The 16,036-nt window shown below is 67.4% G+C and carries 15 protein-coding genes; 8 read left to right on the top strand and 7 right to left on the bottom strand.

The genetic code is table 11. From position 1 onward, the window contains the following. The 6 genes from ACE3SS_RS04035 to ACE3SS_RS04010 form a co-directional block, all read left to right on the top strand. Positions 1-301: acyl-CoA dehydrogenase family protein (locus tag ACE3SS_RS04035; protein ID WP_374591597.1), on the top strand; the 301-nt coding region annotated here is incomplete at its 5' end. 45 nt (positions 302-346) lie between these two features. Further along, positions 347-1,552, top strand: coding sequence for an acetyl-CoA C-acetyltransferase (locus ACE3SS_RS04030; protein ID WP_374591595.1), 1,206 nt, complete (start codon positions 347-349; stop codon positions 1,550-1,552). 29 nt (positions 1,553-1,581) lie between these two features. Further along, positions 1,582-3,714: a 3-hydroxyacyl-CoA dehydrogenase NAD-binding domain-containing protein gene (locus tag ACE3SS_RS04025; protein WP_374591605.1), complete on the top strand. Its 2,133-nt coding sequence runs from the start codon at positions 1,582-1,584 to the stop codon at positions 3,712-3,714. 131 nt (positions 3,715-3,845) lie between these two features. Next, on the top strand, positions 3,846-5,012 hold the full coding sequence (locus tag ACE3SS_RS04020; protein ID WP_374591593.1) for an acyl-CoA dehydrogenase family protein: 1,167 nt from the start codon (positions 3,846-3,848) through the stop codon (positions 5,010-5,012). A 32-nt stretch (positions 5,013-5,044) separates the two neighbouring features. Then, entirely contained in the window at positions 5,045-6,052 is a 1,008-nt protein-coding gene (locus tag ACE3SS_RS04015) for a CaiB/BaiF CoA transferase family protein (protein WP_374591591.1), read from the top strand. 27 nt (positions 6,053-6,079) lie between these two features. Continuing rightward, entirely contained in the window at positions 6,080-7,564 is a 1,485-nt protein-coding gene (locus ACE3SS_RS04010; RefSeq protein ID WP_374591589.1) for an aldehyde dehydrogenase family protein, read from the top strand. 21 nt (positions 7,565-7,585) lie between these two features. Here the strand turns inward: ACE3SS_RS04010 and ACE3SS_RS04005 are convergent, their stop codons facing one another. From ACE3SS_RS04005 to purN, 4 genes are all read right to left on the bottom strand, one after another. Next, positions 7,586-8,380: a BPSS1780 family membrane protein gene (locus tag ACE3SS_RS04005; protein ID WP_374591587.1), complete on the bottom strand. Its 795-nt coding sequence runs from the start codon at positions 8,378-8,380 to the stop codon at positions 7,586-7,588. A 134-nt stretch (positions 8,381-8,514) separates the two neighbouring features. Next, the gene (locus ACE3SS_RS04000; RefSeq protein WP_374591585.1) at positions 8,515-9,750 is read right to left on the bottom strand and encodes an acyl-CoA desaturase; all 1,236 of its coding nucleotides are present in this window, start codon (positions 9,748-9,750) and stop codon (positions 8,515-8,517) included. A 188-nt stretch (positions 9,751-9,938) separates the two neighbouring features. Further along, positions 9,939-11,195, bottom strand: a complete 1,257-nt coding sequence (locus ACE3SS_RS03995; RefSeq protein ID WP_374591583.1) for an RsmB/NOP family class I SAM-dependent RNA methyltransferase — start codon at positions 11,193-11,195, stop codon at positions 9,939-9,941. Between the two features lie 43 nt (positions 11,196-11,238). Then, positions 11,239-11,874 carry a phosphoribosylglycinamide formyltransferase gene (gene purN / locus ACE3SS_RS03990; RefSeq protein ID WP_374591581.1) on the bottom strand — a complete coding sequence of 212 codons (636 nt, stop codon included), beginning with the start codon at positions 11,872-11,874 and terminating at the stop codon, positions 11,239-11,241. Between the two features lie 85 nt (positions 11,875-11,959). Between purN and ACE3SS_RS03985 the strand changes: the two genes are divergently transcribed. Further along, a complete protein-coding gene (locus ACE3SS_RS03985; protein ID WP_374591579.1) occupies positions 11,960-13,288 on the top strand; it encodes a tryptophan--tRNA ligase in 1,329 nt (442 codons plus the stop codon). Positions 13,289-13,316: 28 nt separating this feature from the next. Continuing rightward, a complete protein-coding gene (locus ACE3SS_RS03980) occupies positions 13,317-13,784 on the top strand; it encodes a DUF3717 domain-containing protein (RefSeq protein ID WP_374591603.1) in 468 nt (155 codons plus the stop codon). Here the strand turns inward: ACE3SS_RS03980 and ACE3SS_RS03975 are convergent. From ACE3SS_RS03975 to fabG, 3 genes are read right to left on the bottom strand one after another with little or no spacing between them, the layout of a single operon-like run. Further along, positions 13,781-14,542, bottom strand: coding sequence for a glycosyltransferase family 2 protein (locus ACE3SS_RS03975; RefSeq protein ID WP_374591577.1), 762 nt, complete (start codon positions 14,540-14,542; stop codon positions 13,781-13,783). The genes ACE3SS_RS03980 and ACE3SS_RS03975 overlap by 4 nt on opposite strands. Continuing rightward, positions 14,539-15,291, bottom strand: coding sequence for a lysophospholipid acyltransferase family protein (locus ACE3SS_RS03970; RefSeq protein ID WP_374591575.1), 753 nt, complete (start codon positions 15,289-15,291; stop codon positions 14,539-14,541). The genes ACE3SS_RS03975 and ACE3SS_RS03970 overlap by 4 nt, the downstream gene beginning before the upstream one ends. Positions 15,292-15,300: 9 nt before the next feature. Then, the gene (fabG, locus tag ACE3SS_RS03965) at positions 15,301-16,026 is read right to left on the bottom strand and encodes a 3-oxoacyl-ACP reductase FabG (protein ID WP_374591573.1); all 726 of its coding nucleotides are present in this window, start codon (positions 16,024-16,026) and stop codon (positions 15,301-15,303) included. Positions 16,027-16,036: the final 10 nt, after the last annotated feature.

The following is a 16,036-nucleotide window of genomic DNA, read 5'->3' as shown; positions in this document are numbered from 1 at the left end:
CCAGAACACGCGCTTCAAGCTCGCCGAATGCCAGGCGCTGCTGATGGCCTCGCGCGCGCTGGTTGACGCCGCGATGGTGTCGCACCTGCAAGGCAAGCTGGGCGTGGATCGCGCCGCGCTCATCAAGTACTGGATCACCGACAACCAGTGCAAGCTGATCGACGAATGCCTGCAGCTCTTTGGCGGCTACGGCTACATGAAGGAATACCCGATCGCTCGCCTGTGGGCCGACTCGCGCGTGCAGCGCATCTACGGCGGCACCAACGAGATCATGAAGGAACTCGCTTCGCGTTTCCTGTGATCAGCGGCTTCGCATCCAAACCAACCATCTTCTGAGGAGCTTCACATGATCGAAGCCTACATTTTCGACGCCGTGCGTACGCCGCGCGGCAAGGGCAAGAAAGACGGCAGCCTGCACCAGGCCACGCCGGTGTGGCTGCTGCGCACGCTGCTGCAAGCCATGCAGCAACGCAATCGCCTCGACACCAGTCTGGTCGACGATGTGGTGCTGGGCTGCGTGACGCCGGTGGGCGAGCAGGGCGCCGACATCGCGCGCACGGCGGTGCTCGACGCCGGTTGGGCGCAAACCGTGGCGGGCGTGACGCTGTCGCGCTTTTGCGCCTCGGGCCTCGAGGCCGTGAATCTGGCCGCGGCCAAGATCATGTCGGGCATGGAAAGCATGGTCGTGGCGGGCGGCGTCGAGTCGATGAGCCGCTGGGCCATGGGCAGCGACGGCGGCGCCTGGGTGATGGACCCGCGCGTCAACAGCGGCACCGCCTTCGTGCCGCAGGGCATCAGCGCCGATCTGATCGCCACGCTCGAGGGATACAGCCGTGCTGATCTCGATGCCTTTGCCTCCGAATCGCACCGCCGCGCCGCCGCCGCGCAGGCCGCGGGCCACTTCGACAAATCGGTCGTGCCGGTGAAAGACCTCAACGGCCTGACCCTGCTGGCCAAGGATGAAACCGTTCGCCCGGGCACGTCGGTCGAGTCGCTCGCCAAGCTGAATCCGTCGTTCGAGATGATGGGCGTGATGGGCTTTGATGCCACCGCGCTCGACAAATACACCACCATCGAGAAGATCAACCACGTGCACCATGCCGGCAATTCGTCGGGCATCGTCGATGGCGCCGCGCTGGTGCTGCTGGGCAGCAAGGAAGCCGGCATCAAGGCCGGGCTCAAGCCGCGCGCCAAGGTGCGTATGGCCTCGGTGATCGGCTCCGAGCCCACCATCATGCTCACCGGCCCCACGCCGGCTTGCCAAAAGGCGCTGGGCAAGTTGGGCATGACACCCGCCGACATCGATCTGTGGGAGATCAACGAAGCCTTCGCCACCGTGCCGATGAAGACGGCGCGCGACCTCGGCGTGTCGCTCGACCGCGTGAACGTCAACGGCGGCGCCATCGCGATGGGTCACCCCCTGGGTGCCACGGGCGCGATCATCCTGGGCACGGCGCTCGACGAACTGGAGCGCACCGGCAAGGCCACCGCATTGGCCTCGCTGTGCATCGGTGCCGGCATGGGCATCGCCACCATCATCGAACGCGTCTGATAGGGAGTGCCGTCATGACTCAACACAACATCGTGAACATCGAGATCGATGCCAACGGCATCGCGCTGGCCACCCTCGACATGCCCGATCGGGCAATGAACGTGCTCAACCCCACGCTGGTCCAGCCCTTTGCGGCGCTGGTCGAGCGCCTCGAAACCGATGCGTCGATCAAGGGCCTGGTGATCACCTCGGCCAAGTCGACCTTCATCGTCGGCGCCGACATCGATCAGCTCTCGAAAATCACCTCGGCCGAAGAAGCCTACACGCTGTGCGAAGAACTCAAGGCCATGATGCGCCGCATGGAAAAGTGCGGCAAGCCGGTGGTGGCCGCGCTCAATGGCACGGCACTCGGCGGCGGGCTCGAACTCGCGCTGGCTTGCCACGCACGCATCGCGCTCAACGACCCCAAGCTCAAGCTCGGTCTGCCTGAAGTCAAGCTGGGCCTGCTGCCCGGTGGCGGCGGCACGCAGCGCCTGCCGCGCCTGATCGGCATCCAGAAGAGCTTCGAGCTCATCACCCAAGGCAAGGAGCTGACCGCAGCCAAGGCCAAGGAGATGGGCATCGTCGCCGAGCTGGCCGAGACGCGCGACGAACTGATCGCCAAGGCCAAGGCCTGGTGCGCAGCCAACCCGAAGGCCGCCGCGCCGTGGGACACCAAGGGCTTCCGCATTCCGGGTGGCGACAGCAAGAGCCCGGCCGTGGTGCAGGTGCTGGCGATCGCCCCGTCGATGGCCAACGCCAAGGCGCACGGCAACTACCCGGCCATCACGCACATCATGAGCTGCCTGTTCGAAGGCTGCCTGCTCGACTTCGATGCCGGCTCGCAAGTCGAGTCGCGCTACTTCGCGGCCTGCGTGGCTTCGCAAGTGTCGAAGAACATGATCGGCACGCTGTGGTATCAGCTCAACGCCATCAAGAAGGGGCAGTCGCGCCCGCAAGGCTTTGCCGAGGGCAAGGTCCGACGAGTCGGCATCCTGGGTGCCGGCATGATGGGCGCGGGCATTGCCTACGTGTCGGCCAAGGCTGGCATCGACGTCGTGCTGCTCGACACCAGCATCGACAACGCCAACAAGGGCAAGGCCTATTCGCAAGGCATTCTGGACAAGGCCATCTCGCGCGGACGCAGCACCGCTGAAAAGCGCGATGCATTGCTGGCTCGCATCCAGACGACCACCAGCTACGACGACCTCAAGGGCTGCGATCTGGTGATCGAGGCGGTGTTCGAGGACCGCGGCATCAAGGCCGAGTGCACCAAGAAGACCGAAGCCGTCATCGCCGCTGACGCGGTGTTCGCGTCCAACACGTCCACGCTGCCGATCACCGGCCTGGCCGCAGCCAGCTCGCGCCCGGCCAACTTCATCGGCCTGCACTTCTTCTCGCCGGTCGACAAGATGCCGCTGGTCGAGATCATCGTGGGCGAGAAGACGTCCGACGAAACCCTGGCGCGCGGCTTCGACTACGTGCTGCAGATCGGCAAGACGCCCATCGTCGTCAACGACAGCCGCGGCTTCTACACCTCGCGCGTGTTCGCCACCTACGTGATGGAAGGCCTGGCCATGTTGGGCGAAGGCGTGCACCCGCGCTCCATCGAAGTGGCGGGCCTCAAGGCCGGCATGCCGATGCCGCCGCTGGCGCTGCAAGACGAAGTCTCGCTGAGCCTGTCGCTGCATATCTCGGACCAGACGCGTCGCGACCTCGAAGCCGAAGGCAAGAGCTACCCGATGCACCCGGGCGAGGCGGTGCTGCGCGTGGTGGCCGAAAAGCACGGCCGCATCGGCAAGAAGAGCGGCAAGGGGCTGTACGACTACAACGGCAAGGAGAAGTCTTTGTGGCCCGAGCTGACCACCGTCTTCCCGACGCAGGCGCAGCAGCCCGCTCAGCAGGAGCTGGTCGATCGCCTGATGTTCATCCAGGCCAACGAGGCCGCGCGCTGCTACCAAGAAAAGGTGGTGCGCTCGGTGGCCGACACCAACATCGGCTCGATCTTCGGCTGGGGCTTCGCACCGCATCAAGGCGGCGCGCTGCAGTTCATCAACGCGATGGGCGCGAAGCAGTTTGTCGAGCGTTCGCGCGAGCTGGCCAAGCGCCACGGCGCCCGTTTCGAGCCGGCCGAGATCGTGGTGAAGCAAGCTGCTGAAGGCGGGCGTTTCGAGGACGCCTGAGTCTGGCTTGATTTGATTGGCTATTCCACTTTGGGCCGAGATGCCGAACCTGGCGTCTCGGCCCTTTTTTGATACCGCAGAACGCCGACTCGTTTTGCGAGGGGCGACAACCAGAGAACCCTGGAGACATCATGAGCAACACCCAACCCGCATCCAGCTACGTCGACTATTTCAATGAAACCCACAACATGGCGCGCCAGACGGCCAAGCGCTTCGTCGATCAGGCCGTGCTGCCGCATGTCGCCGAGTGGGAAGAGGCCGGCACCTTCCCGCGCGAGCTGTACAAGCAGGCAGCCGATCTGGGCTTGCTGGGCATCGGCCACCCTGAAGAGGTGGGCGGAGCGGGCGACAAGGACGTCTTTCTCAAGGTGGCCGCCAGCGAAGAATTCATGCGCTGCACATCCGGCGGCCTCGTGGCCAGCCTGGGCTCGCTCGACATCGGTCTGCCGCCCGTGTGGCGCGTGGGCTCCGAGGCCATCAAGAACAAGGTGATCCCCGGCGTGCTGGCCGGCGAGAAGATCATGGCGCTGGCCATCACCGAGCCCAGCGGCGGCTCCGACGTGGCCAACCTCAAGACGCGTGCCGTGCGCGATGGCGATCATTACGTGGTCAACGGCGCCAAGACCTTCATCACCTCGGGCACGCGGGCCGACTACTACACCGTGGCCGTGCGTACCGGCGAGCCCGGCTACATGGGTGTGTCGCTGCTGCTCGTCGAGCGTGGCACGCCGGGCTTCAGCGTCGGGCGCAATCTCAAGAAGATGGGCTGGTGGGCCAGCGACACCGCCGAGCTGTTCTTTGAAGGCTGCCGCGTGCCGGCGGCCAACCTGCTGGGCCCCGAGAATTCGGGCTTCTTCACCATCATGATGAACTTCCAGGCCGAGCGGCTCAGCCTGGCGATCATGGCTTACATGACCGCGCAGATCGCGCTCGAGCAGTGCCTCGATTACGTGAAGGTGCGCGAGACCTTCGGCAAGCCGCTGTCCAAGCACCAGGTGATCCGCCACAAGCTCGCCGAGATGGCCACGCGGGTGGATGTGGCGCGCGAGTACGCCTACCGCTGCGCGGCGCGCATGGCGGCGGGCAAGGAGTCGATCCGCGAGGTGTCGATGGCCAAGAACATGGCGACCAGCGCCTGCGATTACGTGACGCACGAGGCGGTGCAGATCTTCGGCGGCATGGGCTACATGCGCGAGTCGGTGGTCGAGCGCCTCTATCGCGACAGCCGCATCCTCTCGATCGGCGGCGGCACGCACGAGATCATGAACGAGATCATCGCCAAGCAGATTGGCCTGTGACGGTGAAGGCGACGGCAGTGACTGCGATACCGATGCTTCAAGGTCTGCGCGTGCTCGACCTCACCCGCAACCTGCCCGGCCCCTTTGCCACGCGCATGCTGGCCGACCTGGGCGCCGAGATCGTCAAGGTCGAGCCGCCGGAGGGCGACCCGGCGCGCGCGCTGGGCTCGCTGTTCGAGGCGCTCAACCGCGGCAAGGACTGCCGCAAGGTCGATTTCAAGACCGAAGACGGCCGCGCCACGCTGCGCGAATGGGCGCGCGAGGCCGACGTGGTGGTGGACAGCTTCCGCCCCGGCGTGCTCGACGCCATGGGCCTGGGCCACGCCGCGCTCAGTGCCGTGCAACCCAGGATCGTGCTGTGCTCGATCACCGGCTACGGCCAGACCGGCGAGTGGGCGCAGCGCGCGGGGCACGATCTGAACTTCATGGCCATGTCGGGGGCGCTCGACCAGATGCGCGCCCGCAATGGCGACGTGGCGATGTCCAACATCCAGTGGGGCGACCTGGCCGGCGGCAGCTCGATGGCCTGCATCGCCATCTTGGCGGCGGTGTTCGAGGCCCAGCGCACGGGGCGCGGCCGCTTTCTGGACGTGAGCATGGCGCATGGCCTGTTCGCCCACCAGGTGATGCCGCAGGCCACCGGCGCCCTGCTGGAGCCGATGCTGGGCCGCAAGCCGCGTGTTGGCGAGGACATGCTCAACGGCGCCTTGCCCTGCTACGGCCTGTATCGCACGCAGGACGATCGCTGGCTGGCCGTGGGCGCGCTGGAGCACAAGTTCTGGCGTGTGGCGTGCGAGGTGTTCGAGCGGCCGCAATGGGCCGCCCAGCACTGGCAGCGTGGGCTCATGCCCAACTCGCCCGAGTCGAATGCTTTGCGTGAGGCCGTTGACGCGCTGGTCGCCAGCCGGCCGCTGGCTGACTGGGCCGCGCGGTTTGGTGCCGCCGATGCCTGTGTCACACCCGTATTGACGCTCGACGAGGCGACGCGGCATCCTCTGTTTGCCGCACCGGCCCGCTTGCCGTGGGCCGCGGTCGAATAACCTCCAGCCGTTTTGAAGGACCCAGCCATGAGCCGACCGATGATGCATGTGGTGCCCGACGGCACCGCCCAGCAAGCCCCCGCCGCGCCAGCCGAGAGCGATGTGCACGAGATGCAGCGCGTGTTCGAGGCGCAAGGTGTGGTGGCGCTGCAGTGGCGTCGCTCGACGGCGAGCGAACGCATCGCCCGCATCCGGCGCCTGCGCGAGTCGATGCTGGCGCATCGCGAAGCCTTGTACGACGCCTTCGCGCAAGATTTTCGCAAGCCCCGCCTCGAGGTGGACGCCACCGAGATCATCCCGACGCTCGACGAAATGCGCCACACCATGGCGCACCTCAAGCGCTGGATGAAACCCACGAGGGTGCGCGCGACGATGCTCACGCTGGGCAACAGCGCCCGCGTCGAATATCAGCCGCGCGGCCGCTGCCTCATCATCGCGCCCTGGAACTACCCGCTCTATCTGCTGTTCGGGCCGCTGGTGTCGGCGCTGGCGGCGGGCAACCCGATCATCCTCAAGCCGTCCGAGCTGGCGCCGTCGGTGGCGGCGGTCATGTGCCGCATCATCCGGCAGGCCTTCGAGCCCGAGCACGTCGCCATCTTCGAGGGCGCGCTGCAGACCTCGCAGGAGCTGCTGGCCAAGCCCTTCGATCACATCTTCTTCACCGGCTCGCCCGCCGTGGGCAAGGTGGTGATGGCGGCGGCGGCCAAGAGCCTGGCCAGCGTCACGCTGGAGCTGGGCGGCAAGTCACCCACCATCGTCGACGCCTCGGCCGACCTGCGCAAGGCGGCCGAGACGATCATGTGGGGCAAGTTCCTCAACTGCGGCCAGACCTGCGTGGCGCCCGATCACGTGTACGTGCACGAGTCGGTGCGCAACGCCTTCGTGGCCATGTGCCGGCAGGTGGTGGCGCAACGATATGGCGCCACGCCCGAGGCGCAGCAGGCCAGCGCCGACCTCACGCACGTGATCAACGCCCGCCACACGCACCGCATCAGCACGCTGCTGTCCGACGCCGTCTCGCGCGGCGCCCAGGTGCTGATGGGCGGACAGGTGGACGCCTCGCGCAACTACATCGCGCCGACGCTGATCACCAACGTGCCGGCCGACGCGGCCATCATGAGCGAAGAGATCTTCGGCCCGGTGCTGCCGCTGATCGGCTTCACCGACATCGGTCAGGTCATCGCCGAGATCAACGCGCAGCCCAAGCCGCTGGCGTTGTACATGTGGAGCCGGCACCCCGGCGCCATTCGCCGCGTGCTCGATGAAACCAGCTCAGGCGGCGTGTGCGTGAACCACTGCATGGTGCACGTGGCGCACGGCAACCTGCCCTTTGGCGGCGTCAACAACTCGGGCATCGGCAACGCCCACGGCGTCTTCGGCTTCAAGGCCTTCTCGCACGAGCGGGGCGTGCTGCAGGCGGGCATGCTGAACACCATCAAGATGTTCTTCCCGCCCTACACGCCGCAGCGCGTGCGTCTGGTGGGTTGGCTGGCGAACTGGCTGGGGCGTTAACCCCGGCCAGCGGAGGGGGCGTCAGTCGAAATAGATTTCGCTGTAGGCCACGAACACCGTCAGGAAGAGCACCGGAAACAACACCAGCCAGCCGAGGAACAGCGGGATGCTGGCCACGATGGCCAGCACGATGTAGACCAGCAGCCCGACCAGAAAGGCCGGCACGTTCTTGAACGCGCCCTTCATGCTGGCCGCCATGGCTTGCGGGGCCGACAGCTGGGTTTCCTGAATGATGTAGGGCGCGAAGGTGATGGTGCTGCCAACGACCATGATCACCACGAAATACACCAGGAAGAACAAGCCGCCCATCGCGCCCATCGTGGCTGCCGCGGCGCCCTGGCCGCGCAGGCCGCCGGTGAACATCGAGAACATGCCCGTCGCACCGAACGCCACGGCCATCACGCCGATGCCCACCACCATGGCCAGCAGATACAGCAGCCCCGCCAGCAGCTGGGTGCCCAGCCGGGTGCGAAAGCCATCGAACACCTGCCCGAGCTCGAACCGGCCGGTTCGTTGCACGCTGCGCGCGCAGACGCCGAACCCGGCCACCACGGCTGGCGTGGCGACCATCGTCAGCAGGTTGACCAGCGGAATCATCGACACCACGGCGATCGCGATGAACATCACCACCAGCGCCACCCAGAACATCAAAGGCTGAGCCTTGAAGATCTGCCAGGCGGACTTGAACCAGGCCCAGCCTTGACCGGCTGGCACGCTGCGGCCTTCGGGGTTGAAGCGAAGGTTGTCGGCTGCCTCGGGGCGGCTGGGCGTGCCCACGGCGGCGCTGGGCGGAGAGTAGGGGTTGTGTCCATCCATGATTGAATCTTTCTGCTAGCTGGGTTGATGGGCGCAAGCCGGCCGACCGCCGACGCGCTCAGCCGCGAGGATACGGGCTTCGCGCGCCAAGCGGGTTCACACGGATTAGGGGGAGGGCGGGGCGCCCGTCCGGATCAGGCGTGTGCCGCGCGCAGCTTGCGCGAGAACTCCTGCAGCGAGGCAATGCCGCTTTCTTCGGCGCGCTTGCACCATGCTTGCAGGTCGGCCACCAACTGCTCGGCCGACACGTTGCGCCGCGTCCAGAGTTGGCGCAGCTCTTCGCGCATGGCCACCAGCATCTCGAGCATGGGGCTGGCGGCGCGCGCGGCGGCCACATGGGTCTTCATCTCTTGCGGGATGTGGTCATCGTCACGATGCAGCCAGCGCTTGGCCAGGCGCAGCTCTTTCCACTTGGCGGCGGACTGCTGCCCCTCGGCCGCCAGCCGCGACAGCTCGGCCGCGCAAGCCGTCTTCAGTCCGCGGGCGTAACCGGCCATGAGCTCGTAGCGGTTGTTGATGATGGCTTCGAGCGTCTGCTCGTCGGCCACCGGCTTGACCGAGCCCAGCTCCAGGCGCGGCGGGGTCTTGCGAACCTGAGCCAGGCCCAGCTTGGCCATGATGCTGATGTAGACCCAGCCGATGTCGAACTCGTACGGCTTGACCGACAGCCTGGCCGAGGTCGGGTAGGTGTGGTGGTTGTTGTGCAGCTCTTCGCCGCCGATGATGATGCCCCACGGGAAGACGTTGGTGCTGGCGTCGGCCGCCTCGAAGTTGCGATAGCCCCAGTAGTGGCCCACGCCGTTGATGATGGCGGTGGCGGTGACCGGGATCCAGGCCATCTGCACGGCCCACACGGTGAGGCCGATGGCGCCGAACAGCAGCAGGTCGAGGATCAGCATCAGGCCCACGCCTTGCCACGTGAAGCGGCTGTAGACGTTGCGCTCGACCCAGTCGTCGGGCGTGCCGTGGCCGTAGCGCGAGATGGTGTCGAGGTTCTTCGCCTCGGCGCGATACAGCTCGGCGCCTTGCGTGACGAGCTTTTTCAGGCCATAGATCTGCGGGCTGTGCGGGTCATCGACCGTGTCGCACTTGGCGTGGTGCTTGCGGTGGATGGCCACCCATTCCTTGACGACCATGCCCGTGGCGACCCAGCACCAGAAGCGAAAGAAATGCATCACGGCGGGGTGCAGGTCGAGCGCGCGGTGGGCCTGGCTGCGGTGCAGGAAGACGGTGACGGTGACGATGGTGATGTGCGTCGCGACCAGCGTGTAGATCACGATCTGCCACCAGGCGGCGTCGGTCAGGCCATGAGCCAACCACGAAACCAGGCCATCGTGCAGGTGGAGCCACAAGGGCGAAAGACCAGACATTCAAATACCTTTCGAGGCGTGAAGCAGACGAAGCCGGGCGGCACTCGGCATGCTTGCCCATCGGTTGGGCGACGCAGTCGATAGTATGCATCGACTTGATCTCGATCAAGTCGTGGAGGGCGTAATTCGGCTTGAACCGGCGGCCTTCGTGGTGCGCCGAGCGGGCGGGGCGGCCCCTTGATCGAGCCCTATTTGCGCGTCCAGACGGCAGCGAAGAAGCCGTCGGTGGCATGCCGATGCGGCCACAGGCGCAGCGTGTTGCCTTGCACCAGGTCGTCGGCGCGGGCCACGCCGGCGTGCTGCAGCACGTCCAGCGCCGGCAGGGGCACGAAATCAGGGTGCGACGCGCTGAAGGCGTCGGCAATGGCTTCGTTTTCGTCGCGCAACAGGCTGCAGGTGGCGTAGACCAGCCGTCCGCCCGACTTCACGAGCCGCGCGGCGCTGTTGAGGATGGCGGTCTGCTTGTCTTGCAACTCGGCGACGGCCTTGGGCGTCTGGCGCCATTTGAGGTCGGGGTTGCGGCGCAGCGTGCCCAGGCCCGAGCAGGGGGCATCGACCAGCACGCGGTCGATCTTGCCGGTCAGGCGCTTGACGCGGTCGTCGCGCTCGTGGGCGATCTGCGTGGGGTAGTAGTTCGACAGGCCGCTGCGCGCCATGCGCGGCTTGAGGGCGTCGAGCCGGTGGCCGGACACGTCGAAGGCGTAGAGCCGCCCGGTGTTGCGCATCATCGCGCCCAGGGCCAGCGTCTTGCCGCCCGCGCCGGCGCAAAAGTCCACCACCATCTCGCCGCGCTTGGCTTCGGTCAGCAGGGCCAGCAACTGGCTGCCCTCGTCTTGCACCTCCACGTCGCCGCGGGTGAACACGTCGAGCTTGTTGACGGCCGGCTTGCCCACCAGGCGCAGGCCCCAGGGCGAGTAGGGCGTGGGGGCCGACTCGATGCCGGCGGCTTGCAAGGCGGCTTGCACCGCTTCGCGGTTGGTCTTGAGCGTGTTGACGCGCAGGTCGAGCGGGGCGCTCTGGTTCAGGCTGCCCGCCAGCGCCCAGAACTCGTCGCCCAGGGTGGCTTGCAGCGGTTGTGCCAGCCACTCGGGCAGGTTGTGGCGCTGGGCCTCGGGCAGCGAGTGGCGGTCGATCGCCTGCGTGCTGTCGAGCCACGCTTGTTCAGCCTCGCTGAGTGCGCCGCGCAAGAAACCGGCGTTGCCGCCCCAGGCCAGGATGGCCAGACGGCGCTCCAGCGGGCCGGAGCCGCTCTGCGCGAGGTTTTGCAGCAGGGTGCGCTCACGCAGCACCGCGTAGGCGGTTTCAGCCAGCGTGGCGCGCTCGCGCGGGCCGAGGGCTTTGTTTTTGCGGAAGAAGCTCGACACCACCATGTCGGCGGGCGTATCGAGCTTGAGCACCTCGCGCAGCAGCGTGGCGGCGAGGTCGAGAAGGGCCTTGGGATGCATGGGCCGGATTATCCCAGCCCGGGCCAAATGGCGGCGCGCGAGCTTAATCGGCGGCGTACGCCAATTGGCTTTCGCCCTCGGTTTGCGTGACGATGCCGCGCTCCACATGCAGGGTGCCTTCGACCAGCCAGCGCACGGCGCGGGGGTAGATCTGGTGCTCTTGCCTGAGCACGCGCGCGGCCAGCTCGCCCTCGCTGTCGCCGGGGCGCACCGGCACGGCGGCTTGCAGGATGATGGGGCCGTGGTCGAGCTCGGGCGTGACGAAGTGCACCGTGGCGCCCGCCAGCTTGCAGCCGGCGTCGATGGCGCGCTGGTGGGTGTGCAGACCCGGGAAGGCCGGCAGCAGCGACGGGTGGATGTTGACGAGCCGCCCCGCGTAGTGCTGCACGAAGCCGGCGGTGAGGATGCGCATGAAGCCGGCCAGCACCACCACGTCGGGCGCGAAGCCGTCGATCACGCGGGCCAGCTCGGCGTCGAACGCCTCGCGGGTGGCGAACTGCTTGTGCTCCACCGTGGCCGTGGCGATGCCGTGCTCGGCGGCAAAGGCCAGGCCCGAGGCATCGGGCTTGTTGCTGATCACGGCGGCAATGCGGGCCGGCCAGCCTTGCGCGGCGCAGGCCCGCACGATGGCTTCCATGTTGGAGCCGCGCCCCGAGATCAGGATGACGATGTTCTTCATGGGGCGCAAAGTGTAGCGGCGGCGATAATTCGGGCCCTTGATCCAGCAGCGCCCCTCTTCGTTTTCGTCCGACTCCGAGCCCACCATGACCGAACGCGTCCTCACCGGCATCACCACCACCGGCACGCCCCATCTGGGCAACTACGTCGGCGCCATCCGGCCCGCCATTGCCGCCAGCCGCGAGCCGGGGGTCGAGAGCTTTTTCTTCCTGGCCGACTACCACGCGCTCATCAAGTGCGACGACCCGGCGCGCATCGCTCGCTCGCGTCTGGAGATCGCCGCCACCTGGCTGGCCGCCGGGCTCGACACCGAGCGCGTCACCTTCTACCGCCAGAGCGACATTCCCGAGACCACCGAGCTCAATTGGCTGCTCACCTGCGTCACCGCCAAGGGCCAGATGAACCGCGCGCATGCCTACAAGGCCTCGGTGGACGTGAACGTGGCCGCGGGCGAAGACCCCGACGCCGGCGTGACGATGGGGCTCTACTGCTACCCCATCCTGATGGCGGCCGATATTTTGCTGTTCAACGCCCACCGCGTGCCCGTGGGCCGCGACCAAGTGCAGCACATCGAGATGGCGCGCGACGTGGCGCAGCGCTTCAACCACCTCTACGGCCAGGGCCGCGAGCTGTTCGTGCTGCCCAATGCCGAGATCGAAGAAAGCGTGGCGACGCTGCCGGGGCTCGACGGCCGCAAGATGAGCAAGAGCTACGACAACACCGTGCCGCTGTTCGAGGGGGGCGCCAAGGCGCTCAAGGAGGCCATCGCCCGCATCGTGACCGACTCCAAGCTGCCCGGCGAGCCGAAAGACCCCGACAGCGCGCACCTCGTCACCATCCACGATGCCTTTGCCAATGAGGCGCAGCGCGCGGCCTTCCGCGCCGACCTGATCGCCGGCCTGGGCTGGGGCGAGGCCAAGCAGCGCGTGGTGGACTTGATCGAAGCCCACGTCGGCCCGATGCGCGAGCGCTACGCCCAGCTGATGGCGCACCCCGAGCAGATCGAGGCCGTGCTGCAAGAGGGCGCCCGCAAGGCCCGCGCCATCGCCACGCCGCTGCTGGCCGAGCTGCGTCAGGCCGTGGGCTTGCGCACGATGGTGGCGGTGCAGCCGGCGCAGTCGGCCAAGGCGGCGCACAAGTCGGAGGCGCCGCTGTTCAAGCAATATCGCGAGGCCGATGGGCAGTTCTACTTCAAGCTCACGGCGGCAGACGGCAGCCTGCTGCTGCAAAGCGCGGCGTTTGCCGAGGGGCGCGAGGCGGGCAACTGGGTGAAGCGTTTCAAGACCGAAGGCGCGGCTGCCTTGGCTGGTGCGCCAGTGATGCTCGAAGCCGAGTCGGCCCAGGTCGAAGCGGCGTTGATGGCCCTGGTGGCGCACGAAGCCGAGCTCGCCGCCGCGAAGGCCGCCAAGGCTTGAGCCCGGCTTGAGCGCAGTCCACACCGCCGTGGCCGGCATCCACATCACCGATATCGAAGCCGCCATCAACTGGTGGCGCAACCAGCAGCCGTCGCCCGACGGCATCAGCGCCTGCCCGCCGGTGCGCGCGCTGGCCGAGGTGTACGCCTTGATGGTCTATGGCCGCGAATCGCTGTGCGACGAGGCCACCATGCCCGAGAGGGCCAAGCAGGCGTGGCTCGACTGGTATGCATCCACCCCCGACACGCCCTGCATCGCGATCTGCTCGACCAGTCAGGGCGACGACGTGTGCAAGGGCTGCGGTCGCACCTTCGACGAGGTGCAGCTCTGGCCCGAGATGACGCCCGGCGAGAAGCGCGCCACGTGGCGCCGCATCATCATGGAAGACAGCGCCTGGCGCTTCAACCGCTATGCCGAGCGGGCGCTGGGTGACGAGATCGGCGCCGGGCCCGATGCCGAGGCACAGCGCAGCGATCAGCCGCCCCGGGCGCGTTAACCCCGCCGCGTCAGGCGTTGCAGCAGCAGGCCGGGCAGACGCAGCCCGAAGCCCACCATCAGGCGAACGTGCATCCAGGTGAGCAGGCGGTTGTCGCGGAAGTAGTTGAAGTGCGACACGCCCCCCTCGGCCTGACTCAGATACTTCACCGGGGCGGGCACGTTCACCGGTCGCACGCCGGCCCAGGCGAGGCGCACGACGGCCTCGGGGTCGAAGTCGAAGCGGCGCATCCAGCGCTGGCGGCGCATGATGGCGCGCAGCGGCTCGATGGGGTAGACGCGAAAACCGTAGAGCGAGTCGCCAATGCCCACCCACAGCGTTTCGAGGTTGGCCCACCAGTTCGAGATCTTGCGACCCTTGACGCGCAGCGCGGGCGCCGAGGCATCGAACACCGGCACGCCCAGCACCATGGCGTCGGGGCGGGCCCGCGAGGTGGTCATGAAGCGCTCGATCAAGTCAGCCGGGTGCTGGCCGTCGGAGTCCATGCACAGCGCGTGCGTGAAGCCGGCACGCCGGGCCTCGGTGATGCCGAGCAGCACGGCCGCGCCCTTGCCCTGATTGGGCGTCTGGACGATCACGCGCAGTTGCGCATCCTGCTCGGCCAGGGCTTGCAGGCCCTCGGCGGTGCCGTCGGTGCTGCCGTCAACCACCACCCACACGGGCGCCCAGCGCGCGCGGGCGGCACGCACGGTCTCGTAAACCTGGGTGCCGGGGTTGTAGCTGGGGATGAGTACGAGGTGGGTCGTCGAAGGCGTCATGAATCGTGCGGGTGGCGAAGCGCGTAGGGGCCGTCGGGCAATTCGCTCAGCCACACCTGTTGCAAATCCTGCATCGTGCGTTGCACCGATCCGCCGGGCGGGAGGCGGGTGCTCAGGCGAGCGCGGTAGACCATCGGGAACTCAGGCGGACGCCAGATCGGCCAGCCCTTGCACAGATAGCGCGAGTTGGTTTCAAGCACGATCACCTGCAGCGGGGCGTGAGCACGCTGCGCGATCAGGGCCGCGCCCGACTTGAGCTCGTTGAGCGGCGGGGTGACGGTGCGCGTGCCCTCGGGGAAGATCACCAGCGCCTGCCCTCGCGCCACCGCGTCGGCGGCCTCGCGCACCAGCAACTCGGGTTGCCGGTTGGGGATGTAGCCCGCGAGGTGGGCGCCCGCCGCCAGAAAAACGTTGTTGCTCAGGCTGGACTTCATCAGGCAGACCGCCCCGCGCAAGCGCGACACCACCAGAAAGACGTCGATCATGCTCGGGTGGTTGGCCACCATCACCAGGCCGCGTTCGCCCGACAGCGCGTCGAGCGCGCCGAGGTCGAGCCGCATGATGCCGCCCAGCGCGCAGCCGTTCAGGAACAAGCGGAAGGTGCCGCTGATCATGCGCTGCAAGAAGGGCTGGCGCCACGCGCGCGGGGCCAGCACCAGCGGCAGGCACAGCACATTGCCCACCAGCAGCATCAGCCCCAGCCACAGCAGCACGCCGTAGAACACCAGCAGCAAGACAAGGCGCCGCATCGTTCGTGCTCAGATCATGCCGCCGTTGACCGAGATCACCTGACCCGTGATGTAGCTGGCCGCTTCGGAGGCCAGAAACGCCACCAGGGCGGCCACTTCGGCGGGCTGCCCGGCGCGCTTCATGGGCACCAGGCGGGCGATGGTGTCGGCGTCGAAGGCCTCGACGCTCATGTCGGACGCGATCACGCCCGGCGCGACGGCGTTGACGGTGATGCCGCGGCTGCACAGTTCGAGCGACAGACTCTTGGTGGCGGCATGCAGCGCGCCCTTGGCGGCGGCGTAGTTCACTTGCCCGCGGTTGCCCACCAGCCCCGCCACGGACGAGACCGTGATGATGCGGCCCCAGCGCGCGCGCACCATCGGCATCGTCACGGGCTGGGTGACATGAAAGAAGCCGTTGAGCGAGACGTCGATCACGCGGTGCCATTGCTCGGCCGACATGCCCGGGAAGACCGCGTCGTCATGCACGCCGGCGTTGTTCACGAGCACCTGGATCGGGCCGGTTTCAAGCAGGGCGGCCAGCGCGGCGGCGGTGGCGTCGGCATCGGTCACGTCGAACTGCACGGCTTGCGCGAGCCAGCCCTCGGCGGTCAGCGCGTCGGCCAGCGCCCGGGCCTTGGCCAGGCCCTGGTTGGCGTGGATGATGACGTGAAAGCCATCTTGGGCAAGCTGGCGGCTGATGGCGGCACCGATGGCGCCGCTGCCGCCGGTGATGAGTGCGCGTCGGGCAGACATGGGCTTACTG

Origin of the sequence: Aquabacterium sp. (genome assembly GCF_041915145.1) — a bacterium.
Lineage (GTDB): Bacteria > Pseudomonadota > Gammaproteobacteria > Burkholderiales > Burkholderiaceae_C > Aquabacterium.
Note: the sequence above shows the minus strand (reverse complement) of the source record. Positions and strands in the feature narration are given on the sequence as shown.

Coding starts and splice junctions, on each gene's coding strand:
- ACE3SS_RS04000 (WP_374591585.1), bottom strand. CDS start 9,750: ATGTCTGGTCTTTCGCCCTTGTGGCTCCACCTGCACGATGGCCTGGTT.
- fabG (WP_374591573.1), bottom strand. CDS start 16,026: ATGTCTGCCCGACGCGCACTCATCACCGGCGGCAGCGGCGCCATCGGT.
- ACE3SS_RS03975 (WP_374591577.1), bottom strand. CDS start 14,542: ATGACGCCTTCGACGACCCACCTCGTACTCATCCCCAGCTACAACCCC.
- ACE3SS_RS04015 (WP_374591591.1), top strand. CDS start 5,045: ATGCTTCAAGGTCTGCGCGTGCTCGACCTCACCCGCAACCTGCCCGGC.
- ACE3SS_RS03985 (WP_374591579.1), top strand. CDS start 11,960: ATGACCGAACGCGTCCTCACCGGCATCACCACCACCGGCACGCCCCAT.
- ACE3SS_RS03995 (WP_374591583.1), bottom strand. CDS start 11,195: ATGCATCCCAAGGCCCTTCTCGACCTCGCCGCCACGCTGCTGCGCGAG.
- purN (WP_374591581.1), bottom strand. CDS start 11,874: ATGAAGAACATCGTCATCCTGATCTCGGGGCGCGGCTCCAACATGGAA.
- ACE3SS_RS04020 (WP_374591593.1), top strand. CDS start 3,846: ATGAGCAACACCCAACCCGCATCCAGCTACGTCGACTATTTCAATGAA.
- ACE3SS_RS03970 (WP_374591575.1), bottom strand. CDS start 15,291: ATGCGGCGCCTTGTCTTGCTGCTGGTGTTCTACGGCGTGCTGCTGTGG.
- ACE3SS_RS04005 (WP_374591587.1), bottom strand. CDS start 8,380: ATGGATGGACACAACCCCTACTCTCCGCCCAGCGCCGCCGTGGGCACG.
- ACE3SS_RS04010 (WP_374591589.1), top strand. CDS start 6,080: ATGAGCCGACCGATGATGCATGTGGTGCCCGACGGCACCGCCCAGCAA.
- ACE3SS_RS04030 (WP_374591595.1), top strand. CDS start 347: ATGATCGAAGCCTACATTTTCGACGCCGTGCGTACGCCGCGCGGCAAG.